Below are 15,599 nucleotides of genomic sequence, written 5' to 3'. Positions count from 1 at the left end.
GACGGTGATCGACGATATCACCGGGGATCCGACGTACGTGATGCCGGTGGCGCCCTGATCCAATTCGGAATACTCAGAGCCAGCGCATTTCGAATTTCGAATTTCGAATTTCGAAATTTCCACCGCACCCCCCGGAGAACCGGGAGGGTGGGTGGGAATTCCTAATTCCTCATTCCTAATTCCTCATTCCCAATTACTCCGGCTGTGTGAGCGCGTCTTTGGCGAGCTGCTTCGCGTACTCGAGGTCCTCCGGCGGGTTCTTTCCGTCGACTACGTGCCACTCGATGCGGTGCTTCCGGCCGAGATCGTCGAGGCGTTGCCAGAGATCGCGATGGGACACCGGTTTGTCATCGCGGGTCCGCCACCCGCGATCGCGCCAGGCCGGAACCCAGGCTGTGGCACCGTTTTCCAGATAATCCGACACCGTGTAGAGGTGGACGCGCATCGGCCGCTTGAGCTCTTCGAGACCGCCAATGGCGCTCATCAGGTGCATCCGGTTGGCCGACGCGCCATCGACCCTCTCGCTCAAGCCCTTTTCCGAGTCACCAAACCTCAGCACCGCACCCCACGAACCTGCCTTCTGTTTCCCCGAGTACGCGGCGGCGGTGAAGAGGTGGACCGCCCTGGGATCGTCGATCGGCAGCGGGGCACGGGGAATGGCACTGGAAGCGAGCTGATCCGCGACCTCGTTCCAGCGATCGCCGGCATGCCCCTTGACCCAGTGCCATGCGACATCGTGAATTTCGAGAGCCCTCGCGAGCTCCTCCCACAGATCGCGGTTCTTGACCCTCTTCTTGCCGGCGGTCTTCCAGCCGCGCTCGAGCCAATTCGGCAGCCACTCGGTGATGCCCTTCCGAAGGTAGGTCGAGTCGGTGTAGAGGTCGACCCGATGCGGACCCTCGAGAGCGCCCAGCGCTTCGATGGCTGCGACCAGCTCCATGCGGTTGTTGGTGGCTTTCGGCTTCCCTCCCGAGAGCTCGTGCGGATCTTGTCCGGGATGGAGCAGCACCGCCCCCCAACCCCCCGGACCCGGGTTCGGACGGCAGCCGCCATCGGTATAGATCGTCACTCTCGGGAGTTCGTCGCTCATGGGAAAGACGATAGCAGACGTACGCATTTCGAATTTCGGATTTCGGATTTCCAGCCCGCCCCCGCCCTGTCATTTCGACCGAGGGCCGCACACCATTCTTTGTCATCCTGACCGAGTGAGCGGCATGTCACGGCGTAGCCGGAGGCGAAGCCGGAAGCGAACGAGCGGAGGGATCTGTGGGTCCGGACAGCAATGCGCATCCGAAATGCCCACAGATCCCTCGGCTCAGTCGGACCGTTCCGGTCCTCGCTCGCTCGAGATGACGGGGAGGTAGTGGCCTACGGACTCACTGAGTATGACAAGCAGGGCACGATCACCTATCTGCTGAGAATCCTCGAGTCTGCCACAATCGATGACGGTGCCCGGGCGTCAGCGTTTCCGCTCGCGTCGCTTGCTGATGCCCAGCGCCCCGGTCAGGAAGCTCACCAGCCACGGAGCGTGCCGTTCGAGAAACACGAGGAGCTTGCCGTGGCCGGTGATGACCGCGATCTTCTTCCGCTTGACCACAGCGTCGACCAGCTTCGCCGCCGCCTTGTCGGTATCCATGCTGATCCAGCTCGGGATGCTGTCCCGAGCTTCAGCGTTGAATTGGCCCTGGTTATCGACCTTGCGGATTTCCGAGTCGACGTAACCGGGAGCGAGCAACACCACGCTCACGCCGTACTTCGCGACCTCAGCCCTCAGCGAGCCCGCAAGGGCACGAACCGCATGCTTGCTCATCGAGTACGGCGACCCGACCGGCATCGTCACGAAGCTCATCACGCTGCCCATGATGGCGATCACTCCGCGGCTCGCGATCAGTGCGTCACGGGTCGCGTGCACGGTCCGCAGCACTCCGAATACATTCGTTTCGAACTGGCGCCGGTAATCTTCGAGCGACAACTTGTGGACCGCTCCGGCGACGCCGAAGCCGGCGTTGGCCACCACGAAGTCGATGCGCCCGAACTCGTTCAATGCCTCTTCGACCGCTTTTTCGACCTCGCCGTCGACCGTGACGTCGCAACGAACGGTCAAGGCCCGGCGTCCGCGTGCCCTGATCTCCATGGCCAGCGCCTCGATGCGCTCCCATCTGCGCGCCAGTAACACCAGGTCCGCGCCCCGGCGGGCAAAATCTCGAGCCATGGCGGCGCCGATCCCTGACGACGCTCCTGTGATGAACGCGACCTTTCCGCTCAGCTTTGCCATCGACCCTCCAGGAAGGGATTGTACTCGCAGCCTCGATTATCCGAAGGCAGTTTTCAGTTTTGAGTTTTGAGTTTTGAGTTCTCCTCCGCCCCCCCAATCGTGCAGAGGCGCGGCTGGATTTCCGAATTCCGAATTCCGAATTCGGTGCTGCCGTATACTCCCCCTCGAATACGATGGAAAGGAGCTTCCATGACCACCTCCCGAAGAGATTTCGTCCAATTGTCCATCATGGCCGGCGGAGCCGCCAGCCTCGGCGTGACAGCCCGGGCCTCGACCGGCCCGTCCACAGTGGAAAAGGCTTCCAAGAAGTTGAAGATCCTCGTCCTCGGCGGCACCGGACTCATCGGCCCTCCGATGGTCGATTACGCCATCGCTCGCGGGCACGAGGTCACCCTGTTCAATCGCGGGAAGACCAACACTCACCTCTTCCCGGAGCTGGAAAAACTCAGGGGCGATCGAGCGGACGACCTTTCCGCTGTAGAAGACCAGGTCGAGGCCGGACGCCGGTGGGATGCCGTGATTGACAACACCGCGTCGATCCCGCGCTGGGTGACTGCGTCGGCCGGTCTGCTCGCCGAGGCGGCCGACTACTACCTCTACACTTCGTCGATTTCTGCTTACGCAGATTCCTCGATCCCGAATCAGGACGAGACGGCACCGGTCGGCCGGATTTCGCCGGAGGACGAGGCCAAGGTACTGACAACCAAGGACATCACTGGCGAGAACTACGGCCCACTCAAGGCCCGGTGTGAGGCGGAGGCGAGAAAGGCATTCTCGAACGAGCGCTCCTGCATAGTGCGGCCCGGGCTGATCGTCGGCCCCGGCGATTACTCGGACAGGTTCACCTACTGGCCGGTTCGGGTCTACAAAGGCGGTGAGGTGATGGCGCCCGGCAACCCGGACGACCCGGTGCAGTTCATCGACGCGCGTGATCTCGGCGAGTGGAACATCCGGCTGGTCGAGAACGGCACCACCGGCATCTTCAACGGCGTTGGTCCACGTTCGCCGATGTCGATCGCCGGCATGCTGTACGGAATCCGCGCCACCGTCGACAACGACATCTCCTTCACCTGGGTGGATGCCGACTTCCTCGAGGAGCACGAGGTCCAGCCGTGGATGCACATGACGGTCTGGGTGCCTCCGGTCGGAGAGTACGCCGGCTTCGCGGCCTCGAACATCGATCGCGCCATCGAGGCGGGCCTGACCTTCAGGCCTCTTGCCGACACAGCGGTGGCTACGATGAAGTACTGGAACTCGCTCGACGAAGAAAAGAGATCGAAACCCAGGGCGGGGTGTCCGGCCGAGCTCGAGGAGAAGGTGCTGAAAGCGTGGCACAGTCGAAAATGAGGAATTAGGAAGGAGGAATTAGGAATGCCACCCACCTGCGCATTTCGGATTTCGAATTTCGGATTTCGGATTTCCCCTCCACCCCCTCTGGGATCGGGAGGGTGGGTGGGAATTCAGAATTCATAATTCCTCATTCCTAATTTGAAGAAATGGGTTTCTTGAACAGAATCGTTGCCGTCGAAGATGACGAGATCCGTCCCATGCTGTGGGCGGCCCTGTACTTCTTTCTTCTGCTCGCAGCCTACTTCGTGATCCGTCCGATTCGGGACGATATGGGCGTCGCGGGCGGGGTTCGAAACCTGCCGTGGCTGTTTCTCGGGACCCTGCTCGGGATGCTCCTGGTCCATCCCCTCTTCACCGCCCTGGTTTCGCGTCTGCCGCGACGCATATTCATCCCACTCTCCTACACCTTTTTCGCCCTCAACCTGGTGGCGTTCTGGCTTTTCTTCCTCCTCAGCTCCGAAGGCGCCGGGGTGTGGACCGGTCGCGTTTTCTTCGTCTGGACGTCCGTCTTCAACCTCTTCGTGGTGTCCATCTTCTGGTCGTTGATGGCGGATCTGTTCCGCCCGGATCAGGCCAAGCGCCTCTTCGGCTTCGTCGCGGTCGGCGGCACCATCGGCGCGGCCTTCGGTTCGTCAATCACCGCGTTCCTCGCCGAACGGCTCGGGCCGACCAACCTCTTGCTGGTCTCGGCGGCGATCCTCGGTTTGGCGATGCTCGCCGCTCGGCGCCTGATGGCCGTCGCTTCGACCGACCAGGTCGACGACGACCCGTTGCGGCCGCCGTCGGGGAGATCCGAGCGACCGATTGGCGGTGGAGTGCTCGACGGCATCCGCACAGTCTTCTCGTCGAGTTACCTCCTGGGCATCGTCGGATACATGCTGCTCTACACCATCACCGCCACCATCCTCTATTTCCAGCAGGCGGAGATCGTCGAGGCGAGCTTCAGCGATCGGGCAGCCCGGACCGTGTTTTTCGCCCGCATCGATCTGGTGGTCAACAGCCTCACCGCGTTCATTCAGATCTTCTTCACCGGGCGAATCGTCCGCAGCATCGGAGTCGCCCTCGCGCTGGCCGCGCTCCCGCTGGTATGCGTTCTCGGTTTCGCGGCAGTGGGCATCACCCCGACCCTGATGACCATTGCCGTGTTCCAGGTCCTGCGACGCACCAGCAACTACGCCATCGCACGGCCCTGCCGCGAAATGCTGTACACGGTGCTGCCGAGAGAGGCGAAGTACAAGGCCAAGAACTTCATCGACACCTTCGTCTACCGGCTCGGCGATCAGGTCGGAGCGTGGTCGTATGCCGGTCTCGGGGCTCTCGGCCTCGGCGCGGCGTCGATCTCGCTGGTCGCAACTCCGTTGGCCGCTGTCTGGATGATGATTGGCCTCTGGCTCGGCAGACGCCAGAAGGCGATGTCTCGCCTCGACTAGTCCATCCGCGACAGTTCCTCCAGCGAACTCGGACCGAGCGTGATCGCCCGGGCGAAGCCGGTCACCAGCCACCCCCGCTCGAAATGCAGCCGGTAGAGATTGAAATCTCCGAGGAAGAAGGTCTTCTCAGACGACGGAAACTTTCTGATGTACGACCTGCGTGAGGCCTCGTAATCCAGGTCCGTATGGGCGACCAGGTGCACCACTCCCGAAAAGGTGACCCTCGGGACCTGGAGAGCATCACTCTCATCATCGACACCGGCATGGATCAAAATGCTGAACTGAGAGCCGGGCTGCAGCCCGCGGCTATGGCGGGCGAGCTGCGACGCGTGGACCAGAGCCGAACCGTAGTCGGACGAGATCACAAACGGCAACAGACCGACGTGGGGACTGCCATCGACCAACACGCCGAGCGACAAGACCCGGGACTCGGTGAGCAGGCCTCTGAGAATCTGCAGGTCTTCGGTGTTCATCCTGCCCTCCTGTGAGACTGCATTCTACCAACACCGCCTGGCCCATCCGGATCCTATCTGGGAACGCAGCTCTCAGGCCTCCGCAGCCACTATCTCGATATGGGATGACCATTGGTTGCCCGCCGCATCTCAGGCGGAAGGTCATCCCGAGTGGAGCGCCGCAGGTGCGAAGCCGAGGAATCTGTGGGCAATGCAACATCGCCCTTCAGTCTTTTCCATAGATTCCTCCGCTCGGTCGCTTCCGGCTTCGCCTCCGGCTACGCCGTGACATGCCGCTCCCTCGGTCGGAATGACACAGCGGACTCGTGACAGGGAAACCCCAACTCGGAATGACACAACGGACTCGTGAGAGCCAAACCCGAGCTCGAAAATCCGAATTCCTAATTCCTAATTCCTAATTCCGAATTCCTAATTCCGAATTCATCTAACATATGATCCCCCAGTGAGCAAACCCACTCTCGTTCGCCTCGTCTGCTGGAAGAAGGACCGCGCCGCCGAGCTACAAGCGGGCCTCGAAGCAGCAGGTTTCGCGGTCGATGCCAGCTCCCTCGACGGTCCAGGCCTTCGCGCTCTCGGTCGGTCAGCGCCCGATGCGGTGGTCATCGATCTCGGGAGACTCCCGTCCCAGGGTCGCGACGTCGGCATCAGCCTGCGCACCGCGAAGGGCTCTCGTCACACACCTCTCGTGTTCGTCGACGGACTGCAGGACAAGGTGGCACGCACTCGCGAAATTCTCCCGGATGCCATCTACGCGTCGGCCGACGACCTTGCGCCGGCCGTGCGGCGGGCCATCGCCGAGCCGCCCGCCGATCCGGTTGTTCCGGATTCCGACTTCGCAGGGTACGCGGGCACCCCCCTGCCGAAGAAGCTCGGAATCAGGGAGAACTCCCGACTTGCCCTGATCGGCGCACCGGCCGATTTCATGTCCACCCTGGGCGAACTGCCTGCCGGCGTCGGGGTGAAGTCCCAGACCGACCCGGATGCCGAGGTCACTCTGTGGTTCCTGACCTCCCGCACCGAACTCGAGGAGAAGATTGGTCACATGGCGGAGGTCTCGGGCGATGGGAGGCTCTGGGTTTGCTGGCCGAAGAAGTCTTCGGGCGTCGCCTCGGATGTCACCCAGACAAAGGTTCGAGCGACGGGCCTTGCCGCTGGTCTGGTCGACTTCAAGATCTGCTCGATCGACGCCACTTGGTCGGGGCTGTGCTTCACGCGCCGGAAGAAGTGATCCGGAAATACGCGCGTCAGGCAAGAGGATCAACGAGGAGAGTTGAGAGTTGAGAGTGAAGAGTTGAGAGTGAAGAGTTGAGAGTGAAGAGTTGAAAGTGAAGAGTTGAGAGTTGCAGCCATGCCCCGGCGCTGCACACCTCGAGCTAGCGGAGAGAGGTTTTCGACTCTGAACTCTCGATTCTCGACTATGCTGACGGCGTTACGCTGCGCGCGTTTGCCTTCTGTGGGAGGTCATCATGGATTTTTCCGGAAAATGCGTTTTCATCACCGGAGGTTCGCGCGGTATCGGGCGCGCGGTGGCGGCCGCGTTTGCCTCTCGAGGCGCTCGCGTGGCCATTAACTACCTCCGAAACGAGGATGCGGCGAGGGAGACAATCGATTCGCTCGAGGGCGGCCCACACCAGATGGTTCAGGGCGACGTCTCAGACCCGGAGTCGGTGCACAAGATGATCGAATCCGTGATCGAGCAATTCGGTGCCCTCGACATCGTCGTCAACAACGCCGGCATCTACATCTACCACCGCCTGGAAGAGGTCGATTACGACGAGTGGCGGCAGGCCTGGCGGGACGTGCTCGCGACCAATCTCTTCGGCCCGGCGAACGTCGCCTACTGCGCCGCTCGATACATGATCGAGCACGGTGGTGGCCGGATCGTCAACGTCTCGTCCCGTGGGGCCTTCCGCGGTGAACCCGAAGGGCCCGCGTACGGTGCGAGCAAGGCCGGGCTCAACGCGTTCAGCCAGTCTCTCGCCCAGAGGCTGGCACCTCACGGGATCTTCGTCGGGGTCGTGGCGCCCGGCTTCGTCGACACCGACCTCGCTTCCCGGGTCCTCGACGGGCCCGACGGCGACGCGGTCCGCGCCCAGAGCCCCCTCGGTCGAGTCGCCAAACCGGAAGAGGTCGCGCACGCGGTGCTCTTTCTCGCATCGGAAGGTTCGGAGTTTTCGACCGGAACCATCATCGACGTCAATGGAGCGTCCTACCTCCGAACTTAGTTTGCGAATCTCATTCCGAATTCCGAATTCCGAATTCCGAATTCGTTGACGGCACCGCCCACGCCATCAAGGCCGCGAGGCTGAGGGCGAAGAATGCGCTGAAGAAGAAGACGGCGTTTATGCCGGCCACTCGATGGACGGTTGCCATCACCGGTGGTCCGAGGGTCTGACCGAGACGCAGGACCGTACCGTTGAGCGACATCACTGCACCTCGCCGGTCGACAGGTGCGATCGCCGTCAGCAGGACCATCACCACCGGGATCGTCGTGGCGAAGGCGAAGCCGAGCAGCACCGCAGGAACGGCCAGCATCCAGACGCTCGGCACCAGCGGGACCAGAGCGAGGCCGCCGGCGAAGACGACAAAGCCGACGAGCATGGCCTTGACCTCGCCCAACTGCGCAGCCAACCGGCCGAGATTGGCCGAAGTGATCGCGGTCGATATCGACAGGAAAGCCATCAGCAGACCGATGCCAAGCGAGGTCGAACCGAAGCGTTGCGCCATCAGGAACGGCAGGAACGTGATGTAGGCGCCGTACAACAGGATGAAGATCGAGGTGCTGGCAAAAAACAACGCCAGGACGTCGCGGCGGCGAACGATTCCCCAGAGATCGCGGAAATAGTCGCCCGGATCTATCTTGTCGCCCTTCGGCGCCACCTGCAGGCGGCGCATGGCGAGGACGGCGACCGGCAGGGCGAGCAGAGCGAGCGCAAAAGGCGCTGACCACGCAATCATCGCGAGCGCGCCTCCGACCGCCGGGTAGGCGGCGGTACCGACCGACAACACGCTGGCGTTGAGACCCATTGCGGTTGTCCGCTGACGGTCGACGAAGAGGTCGCCGATCAACGTCACGTTGATCGAACCGATGGCCGAGGCGCCGACCCCCTGCACCACCCGCAGACCGATCAGCACATGCAGGCTTTCGGCGAAAAAGCACGCGGTGCCGGCAATCGCGAACAGGATGAGGCCGGGCAGCAGCACGCGGAGCCGACCATATCGATCCGCCAGGATCCCGGCAACGGTCGTCAGAAGCACGCCCGGGAGGGTGAATGCGGTGACGAGAAGTCCGACCTTTCCTGCAGTAACGCCGAGGACCTCCGCGATCCGCGGCAAGGCAGGTGCAATTGATGAAACTCCGAGCACCGCGATCAGCGTCACGCCAAAGATCGCCTGCAGCTCGGGGTTGCGATAGGACGCAACCCGCTCTTCGGTCGAACCGGGAGGGTAATCGGCGCTCAACTCGCACCGAGAATACCTCGGTCTGCCGATGCCTGCGCCGAGATCGAATCTCGACCGGTCGCCTCATCGCCGTCCTCGCCCGAGACCAGTGGCCAAGATGTGTGACCGGCCTCATCGACACCGGGCGAACCGAGGCGCAAGATCCGAGATGTGAGAAGGAAATCGGCGGCCGTCGTGTTGTCCATACCGGAGGAGAGCGAAGCATGACCCAAACGCGTTCCATAGCGCTTCTCATTTCCGGAAAGCCCACCATGGAGGGAGCCGGCGTCCGCCTCAACCGCGTGTTTGGCTACCCCGAAGTACCGAAATTCGACCCGTTTCTCCTGTTCGACGATTTCGGTTCCGAAAACCCGGACGACTTCATTGCCGGCTTTCCCTGGCACCCCCATCGCGGCATCGAAACGGTGACCTACATGCTGGACGGCGAGGTCGAACACAGTGACAGCCTCGGAAACGAGGGGGTCATCGGAGCTGGCGACGTTCAGTGGATGACGGCTGGCAGCGGCATCATCCATCAGGAGATGCCTCGGCACACCGGTGGACGCCTGCGCGGTTACCAGCTCTGGACCAACCTGCCCGCCGACGAGAAGATGACCGCTCCGCGATACCGCGACCTCCCGAGCGACACGATCCCCGAGATCTCGCCGCACGACGGGCTCAGGATCAGAGTCATCGCCGGAGAGGTGGCCGGTGTTCGGGGACCCGTCGACGACGTCGTCGTCGAGCCGGAATATCTCGACGTGACCCTCGAGCCGGACGCCGACTTCGAGCACCCGACCCTCTCGGATCGGACTGCCTTCGCCTACGCCATCGAGGGGCGGGGACGCGTCGGCCCGAACGGTTCGCACGAGCTCAACCGCGGCCAGGTCGCGCTCTTCACCAAGGGCGACTCGCTCCTCGCTCGGGCGACGGATGTCCCCTTCCGCATCCTCATCGTCTCCGGCAGGCCTCTGGGCGAACCAGTCGCCTGGTCAGGCCCGATCGTGATGAATACCCGCGAAGAGCTCGCGACCGCCTTCCGCGAGTACAACGACGGAACGTTCATCAAAAAGAACGAATAGACTCCTCGCCTGACCAGGCTCGAGATATCAAACAATAGTCAGGGTCGACCAATCCCCGAATACCCGACTTGATCCGGGCCGGACCTCATGATCCGCGTACACTGATGCGATGTTCGAGTTTTTCGTCGCAGCAGCCGTCTTCGGACTCAGCGGCGGGCTCTCGCCAGGGCCGCTGTTGACGCTGGTGGTCTCCGAGACCCTGGTTCGAGGACGAAACGCCGGCCTCGCGGTTTCGTTGTCACCGTTGATCACCGATGGTCCAGTCATCGCCGCAGCCATCCTCCTGCTCGCACGAATAGAGAACTCCAAGTCGGCCCTCGGGGTTGTCAGCCTCGCCGGCGGCGTTTTGCTGACGACCTACGGGATAGCCGGGCTTCGCAGCGCCGAGTTGAAAACCACTGCGGTCGAAACCGAAGGCAGAGTCCGGGCATCTCTCGCCAAAGGCGTATCCGTCAACTTCCTCAATCCGAACCCCTATCTCTTCTGGCTGACGATCGGGACTCCAATTCTTCTCCGAGCACACGCATCCGGCTGGATCGCCTCAGTTGGATTTCTCGTCGTCTTCTACGCCTGCCTGGTTGGCTCGAAATGTGTTCTGGCGGTGCTGGTCGCACGCTCCCGCGCCGTGTTGCGGGGTCGCGCCTACGTGCTGATCATCCGACTCCTCGCCGTGGCCCTCCTGGTATTCGCTGCAATCTTCATCAGGAACGGATTGTCGGCATTCATCGGCTGAATCGAGCCTTTTCGGGCCTCTCCTGCGCCCCCAGATACGATATGGTTGAATCAGCGACAGGGGGAATTCGATGACCCAGATTCACGAGTACGAACTGTTGTCGGCGACCTACCCGGCGGAACTTTCCGAGGCAGTCAACCGGCGCCTGGCCGAAGGGTGGTCGTTGTGTGGCAGCCCGTTCGCGTCCGGCGACGAAGTCTTCCAGGCCGTGGTCCGCGCAACCAAGCCCGACGACAAGCGCCTCCGAAGAAAGACTTCGGATGCACGGCCCTCCGAGTAGCTGCCGTTCCCTTTCATCGACTGCCGTCGCACTGCCCGGTGCAACCGCACTGGATGACAATTCAAGCCGCAACTGCGCGGAATCTCCCCTACCCCCATCGCTCTGCGAGACGAGCAAGGTGCCACTCGTCGCATTGTCGTCGTCGCGCCGCCATCCCTAACGCGCCCGTGACAATGCGACGGGTGGCACCGGTGTCCGGCGATGGGTTACATTACCGTTCGCTATGCAACGTGACGACTGGAGGTTGGAGCAGATGCGTTCGATGTCGGCTGTGAAGGATCGGTGTTTGTCTGCTGGCTCGAGATATGCGCGGACGTTGGTAACGTCCCAAGTGATATTCACCCTGATTGTGCTGCTCGCTGGTACTCAGCTGGTGGTCGCGCAACAGGAGACAACGGGGTCCCTCGCGGGCCGGGTTGTGGACGACAATTCGAACACCCTTTCCGGCGCGATGATCACCGCCACCTCGAGCCAGGGCTCGAGGGTCGTCCGCACCGACGTGAACGGTCGCTTTCTGATCCCTCACCTCACTCCCGACACCTATCGTCTGACGGTGGAGTCGGAAGGTCACCAGACGGTCGAGCAGAGCGGCGTGATCGTCTCTCTCGGGCACCGGACCGAGCTCCACTTCACCCTTCCCACCGGAACCTTCGAGGAGAGCATCGAGGTCGTCGCCACCTCGCCGGTGATCGATCTGGCAGCCGTCTCCACCGGGCTCGGGATCGACAGCCAGATGCTGGATCAGATCCCCGTCGGACGCCGGCTGAGCGACACGTTCTATCTGGCGCCGGGAGTGTCGGGCAGCGGCGGCGCCGGCCAAGCCAACCCTTCGATCTCCGGCGCGAGCGGACTCGAGAACCAGTATGTGGTCGACGGCGTCAACATCGCCGACCCTCGATTCGGCGGCCTCGGCACTTACTCTTCGAGCTACGGATCGATCGGCACCGGGGTGACCTACGAGTTCATCGACACCGTCGAGGTGCGAACCGGGGGCACCGAGGCCGAGTTCGCTCAGGCGACCGGAGGGGCGGTCAACGTCATCACCAGGAGTGGCTCGAACGAGTTCCACGGCGCCGGCTTCGCCTATGCGAGCCCGGGTGGGCTCGAGGGCAGCCGACCGACGATCATGCTCGCGGCCGGCAACGCCAACATCACCGAGGAGGCTTCCAGCGACTTCGGCCTCAGCCTCGGCGGGCCAATCGTGAGCGACAAGGCGTTTTTCTTTGCCGCGGTGGATTTCCAGAAGCAGATCACCACGATGGTCGCACCGGACGGGTATCCGCTGGCCGATCTCGGCGAGGTCGACAGGGAGCGCGAGTACACATCGTATGCCGCCAAGGTCACCTTCAACGCGGCAACTGGCCATCGATTCGACCTTTCCCTGTTCGGTGATCCGGGAGAGGGATTGACGGGCCCGCAGTCCGGAAGTGCGCTCTTATATCCGAACCAGGCGGCCTTCAGCGCGCTGAACTTCGGTGGCCACTACCAATCCCTGCGGTACCACGGAATCCTGACGGATGCCTGGCTGCTCGAGGCCTCCATCGCCAGGGCCGCCCATGACTACTCCGAGGTGCCCTCGGTCGACGAGTGGCAGCTCGTCGACTACACGCAAGGGGCCCCTCAGTACTCCGGAGGGAAAGGGCGATACGACGGCGAACACGACGGGGTCAATCTCCAGTACAACCTCAAGTCCAGCAACATTCTCGGCAGGCACGATATCCGCTATGGCCTCACCTATGAAGACGTCGGATGGAATTCGGTCTTCGCCTCGACCGGCCCGAGGGTCACCCTGAGGGACGGAAGGCAGACGGGATCCGGTGTGGGGATCAGTGCCCTCCCCGACCCCGAGCTCGGAGTCGTGTACCGCTTCGCCCGTTCCGGCCTCACCAGGGTACGCTCGAGCGACCAGCGCTACGGTGCGGCCTTTCTGCAGGACAAGTTCTTCGTCAGCGACCGTCTGACGATATCCGCCGGCCTCCGTTACGAGCGGCAGGAGCTGATCGGGGCCGCCAACAACGTCACCTTCGACAACAACTGGGCCCCCCGGCTCGCCGTCACCTGGGACCCGTCCGGATCCGGCCACATGAAGCTCTTTGCCAGCTACGGGCGCTTTTTCGCGCGGATTCCGAACGATCTGGCCCTGCTGACCTTCGGCGGAGGCGGCCGGGTCATCTGGGCCGATTACTACGACGCGGAGCTCACCCAGCCGATTCCGGACGGGGTCGAAGCGCTCGGTACCAGAGTCCACCTGCTGGTCTCGTCGGGAAGCCCGGCAACGGTCGATCCCGACGCCAAATCGACCTACATCCAGGAGGGCATAGTCGGCTTCGAGTTCGAGGCCCTGCCCCAGCTCACGCTCGGGATCCAGTACCTCTATCGCGACATGCCTCGCGTGCTCGAAGACGTCGCCAACGCAGCCGCAGTGCTGTACATGACCGGGGAGTCCGGCGATGTGGTGCGCTACATCGGCAACCCGCGGACGGGCTCTCCGAGCACGGTTCTCGACGTCGGCGCCTTCGAAGATCCGATCCACGAGTATCAATCGCTCGAGCTCACGGCCCACAAGCGTTTTTCGAACCGCTGGTCGTTCGTCGGCTCCTACCGGTACTCGAAGCTGGAAGGCACCTACGAGGGGTTCTACCGTAACGACAACAACCAGCCGAACCCCGCCATCTCGTCCATGTTCGACTACCCGACCAACGACCCGAGCTACACGGAGATCGGCGTCCCGGTGTACGGATTCCGGGGAGACATCAGGTATCTGGGCAAGCTCGGCGCGGGCCCTCTGCCCAACGACCGGCCGCACCAACTCAAGCTGTGGGGCAGCTACAACGTCACGGACTCACTCAACCTCGGTGCCGGCTTTCAGGCTTCGTCCGGACGGCCGCTGACGCCGTTCGCCGCCGATCCGGTGCTCGGCCGCGCCGGTGACATTCCCGAAGCACCCAGGGGCACGGGAATCGAAACCGAAGACGGCTTCAGGACACGGACGACGTCCAGCTACTCTCTCGACCTTCACGCAGACTACGGATTCACTCTTGGCCGAGGCCAGCTGGTGCTGGTGGCCGACATCTTCAACCTCTTCAACTCCCAGGACGTGGTCGACTACGACCAGAACACCGAGATCCAGCCGCAGGTCGACAACCCGGACTACGGCCGCCGGACTCTCTATCAGAGCCCTCGCTCCGTGCGCCTCGGAATCCGCTTTGATTTCTGAGCGGCAGATGCGCTGCAGCCGGACCTCGATGCCGAGGCGTATCACCCGCGGCAAGATGCCTCGCTCGATGAATGCCAGCCTGCGCATGGCGATCCTCGGTATCGCCCTTCAGGGATGTACCGCCGCGCCGGACCTGCCGCCGATCACCTCGATCGACACGACCGAGAGCTACTCCACGCACGGGGTTGTCGCGACCGGATTCCCCGAGGCCACCGAAGCCGGAGTGCTGGTGCTCGAAGACGGCGGCAACGCGATCGATGCCGCGGTCGCGGCTGCGTTCGTCAGCTTCTCCTCGGCTCCGGGATCCTGCGGTCTCTTCGGCTCCACCTACGTGTTGATCCACCTGGCGGACGGGCACGACATCGCGATCGATGGCTCGGCGCGGGTTCCGCTGGAATTTTCAACGGACGAGCTCGCCGAGCTTCGGGCAGAGGACCGCCTCTACGGCGTCAAGGTGGCAGCCGCCCCTGGGTCGTTGGCGGCGCTCGATCACGCGTTGGCGAGATACGGCACGAGGCCGCTGGCCGAGATCATCGAGCCGGCCATCGGTCTCGCCGAGCGAGGCCTCCTGGTCACCAGCTCCAAGCGCGCGGCAATCAACAAGTACGCGGACACGATTCGCGAGGGTGAGAACCTGCGGCAGCTCCTGCTCATCGACGGCGACGAGGTGCCCGAGGTCGGGACCGTCATCAGGCAGACCGATCTGGCGCAGACGATGCGTCGCATCGCGACATACGGCGCCGAGGATTTCTACCGCGGAGGCATCGCGCAGGTCATCGACGCCGATATGAAGAGACGCGGCGGCTATATATCGCGAGGCGATCTCGGCATCTACCGCGCCAAGGAGCACCGGCCCCTGCACGGGACCTATCGCGGCACGGAGATCATTTCCTACCCGTGGCCGGGCGCCGGCGGCGCGGTCATCGAAGCCCTCAACATCCTCGAGCACTACCCGTCAGAGTGGCTTCGCCAATCGCAGACGAATCAGCTGCAGGCATACGTGGAGGCATTCCACATCTCCTCCAGGGATCACGAGCGCTTCACGAATCCTTCGAGCATCTCCGGCCGGCCGCCGGACACCATCTACACCAGCAAGGTGTTCGCCGCCGAGCGGGCGGAGCTGGTCGAGTTCGAAAATGCACTCTCCGATGAGATTCTGGGAAACGAAACCGGCTTCTATACGCCGCCGGGAGGGACCACCCAGATTTCGGTAGCCGACCGTTTCGGCAACGTCGTGTCGCTGACCCAGACGATGGGACGCTTCTTCGGCGCCAGGGCGATGGCGCCCGGTGTCGGCATCGTCTACAACAGCTTCCTC

The 15,599-nt window shown here is 62.9% G+C and carries 14 protein-coding genes and 1 pseudogene; 9 read left to right on the top strand and 6 right to left on the bottom strand.

Going from position 1 to position 15,599, the window contains the following annotated elements; genetic code table 11:
- Nucleotides 1-193 precede the first annotated feature (193 nt).
- The 3 genes and pseudogenes from LJE93_10460 to LJE93_10450 form a co-directional block, all read right to left on the bottom strand.
- The gene (locus LJE93_10460) at nucleotides 194-637 is read right to left on the bottom strand and encodes a ribonuclease HI (GenBank protein MCG6949322.1); all 444 of its coding nucleotides are present in this window, start codon (nucleotides 635-637) and stop codon (nucleotides 194-196) included.
- Between the two features lie 18 nt (nucleotides 638-655).
- Nucleotides 656-1,090: pseudogene (gene rnhA / locus LJE93_10455) on the bottom strand (ribonuclease HI).
- A gap of 369 nt (nucleotides 1,091-1,459) precedes the next feature.
- The gene (locus LJE93_10450) at nucleotides 1,460-2,275 is read right to left on the bottom strand and encodes an SDR family NAD(P)-dependent oxidoreductase (protein ID MCG6949321.1); all 816 of its coding nucleotides are present in this window, start codon (nucleotides 2,273-2,275) and stop codon (nucleotides 1,460-1,462) included.
- A 189-nt stretch (nucleotides 2,276-2,464) separates the two neighbouring features.
- Between LJE93_10450 and LJE93_10445 the strand changes: the two genes are divergently transcribed.
- Nucleotides 2,465-3,622 carry an NAD-dependent epimerase/dehydratase family protein gene (locus LJE93_10445; GenBank protein ID MCG6949320.1) on the top strand — a complete coding sequence of 386 codons (1,158 nt, stop codon included), beginning with the start codon at nucleotides 2,465-2,467 and terminating at the stop codon, nucleotides 3,620-3,622.
- Between the two features lie 149 nt (nucleotides 3,623-3,771).
- On the top strand, nucleotides 3,772-5,055 hold the full coding sequence (locus LJE93_10440) for an MFS transporter (protein ID MCG6949319.1): 1,284 nt from the start codon (nucleotides 3,772-3,774) through the stop codon (nucleotides 5,053-5,055).
- Here the strand turns inward: LJE93_10440 and LJE93_10435 are convergent.
- The gene (locus LJE93_10435) at nucleotides 5,052-5,528 is read right to left on the bottom strand and encodes a hypothetical protein (GenBank protein ID MCG6949318.1); all 477 of its coding nucleotides are present in this window, start codon (nucleotides 5,526-5,528) and stop codon (nucleotides 5,052-5,054) included. The two genes, LJE93_10440 and LJE93_10435, sit on opposite strands and share 4 nt — an antisense overlap.
- Nucleotides 5,529-5,970: 442 nt before the next feature.
- Between LJE93_10435 and LJE93_10430 the strand changes: the two genes are divergently transcribed.
- Both LJE93_10430 and LJE93_10425 read left to right on the top strand, forming a co-directional pair.
- Entirely contained in the window at nucleotides 5,971-6,756 is a 786-nt protein-coding gene (locus tag LJE93_10430) for a hypothetical protein (GenBank protein MCG6949317.1), read from the top strand.
- Nucleotides 6,757-6,994: 238 nt separating this feature from the next.
- Nucleotides 6,995-7,753, top strand: coding sequence for an SDR family oxidoreductase (locus tag LJE93_10425; protein ID MCG6949316.1), 759 nt, complete (start codon nucleotides 6,995-6,997; stop codon nucleotides 7,751-7,753).
- A gap of 10 nt (nucleotides 7,754-7,763) precedes the next feature.
- Here LJE93_10425 and LJE93_10420 read toward each other — a convergent pair whose 3' ends face one another.
- Complete coding sequence (locus LJE93_10420) at nucleotides 7,764-8,990, bottom strand: MFS transporter (GenBank protein MCG6949315.1); 1,227 nt, start codon at nucleotides 8,988-8,990, stop codon at nucleotides 7,764-7,766.
- A complete protein-coding gene (locus LJE93_10415) occupies nucleotides 8,987-9,175 on the bottom strand; it encodes a hypothetical protein (protein MCG6949314.1) in 189 nt (62 codons plus the stop codon). The genes LJE93_10420 and LJE93_10415 overlap by 4 nt, the downstream gene beginning before the upstream one ends.
- Nucleotides 9,176-9,193: 18 nt before the next feature.
- Between LJE93_10415 and LJE93_10410 the strand changes: the two genes are divergently transcribed.
- From LJE93_10410 to LJE93_10390, 5 genes are all read left to right on the top strand, one after another.
- Nucleotides 9,194-10,051: a pirin family protein gene (locus tag LJE93_10410; protein ID MCG6949313.1), complete on the top strand. Its 858-nt coding sequence runs from the start codon at nucleotides 9,194-9,196 to the stop codon at nucleotides 10,049-10,051.
- Between the two features lie 109 nt (nucleotides 10,052-10,160).
- Entirely contained in the window at nucleotides 10,161-10,784 is a 624-nt protein-coding gene (locus LJE93_10405; protein MCG6949312.1) for a LysE family transporter, read from the top strand.
- 70 nt (nucleotides 10,785-10,854) lie between these two features.
- Complete coding sequence (locus LJE93_10400; protein MCG6949311.1) at nucleotides 10,855-11,064, top strand: DUF1737 domain-containing protein; 210 nt, start codon at nucleotides 10,855-10,857, stop codon at nucleotides 11,062-11,064.
- Nucleotides 11,065-11,287: 223 nt separating this feature from the next.
- A complete protein-coding gene (locus LJE93_10395; protein MCG6949310.1) occupies nucleotides 11,288-14,281 on the top strand; it encodes a TonB-dependent receptor in 2,994 nt (997 codons plus the stop codon).
- 7 nt (nucleotides 14,282-14,288) lie between these two features.
- The coding region (locus LJE93_10390; protein ID MCG6949309.1) for a gamma-glutamyltransferase at nucleotides 14,289-15,599 on the top strand (1,311 nt) is incomplete at its 3' end.

Source organism: Acidobacteriota bacterium, from assembly GCA_022340665.1.
Taxonomy (GTDB): domain Bacteria; phylum Acidobacteriota; class Thermoanaerobaculia; order Thermoanaerobaculales; family Sulfomarinibacteraceae; genus Sulfomarinibacter.
Note: the sequence above shows the minus strand (reverse complement) of the source record. Positions and strands in the feature narration are given on the sequence as shown.

Coding starts and splice junctions, on each gene's coding strand:
- LJE93_10415 (MCG6949314.1), bottom strand. CDS start 9,175: ATGGACAACACGACGGCCGCCGATTTCCTTCTCACATCTCGGATCTTG.
- LJE93_10395 (MCG6949310.1), top strand. CDS start 11,288: ATGCAACGTGACGACTGGAGGTTGGAGCAGATGCGTTCGATGTCGGCT.
- LJE93_10405 (MCG6949312.1), top strand. CDS start 10,161: ATGTTCGAGTTTTTCGTCGCAGCAGCCGTCTTCGGACTCAGCGGCGGG.
- LJE93_10400 (MCG6949311.1), top strand. CDS start 10,855: ATGACCCAGATTCACGAGTACGAACTGTTGTCGGCGACCTACCCGGCG.
- LJE93_10435 (MCG6949318.1), bottom strand. CDS start 5,528: ATGAACACCGAAGACCTGCAGATTCTCAGAGGCCTGCTCACCGAGTCC.
- LJE93_10410 (MCG6949313.1), top strand. CDS start 9,194: ATGACCCAAACGCGTTCCATAGCGCTTCTCATTTCCGGAAAGCCCACC.
- LJE93_10440 (MCG6949319.1), top strand. CDS start 3,772: ATGGGTTTCTTGAACAGAATCGTTGCCGTCGAAGATGACGAGATCCGT.
- LJE93_10445 (MCG6949320.1), top strand. CDS start 2,465: ATGACCACCTCCCGAAGAGATTTCGTCCAATTGTCCATCATGGCCGGC.
- LJE93_10425 (MCG6949316.1), top strand. CDS start 6,995: ATGGATTTTTCCGGAAAATGCGTTTTCATCACCGGAGGTTCGCGCGGT.
- LJE93_10450 (MCG6949321.1), bottom strand. CDS start 2,275: ATGGCAAAGCTGAGCGGAAAGGTCGCGTTCATCACAGGAGCGTCGTCA.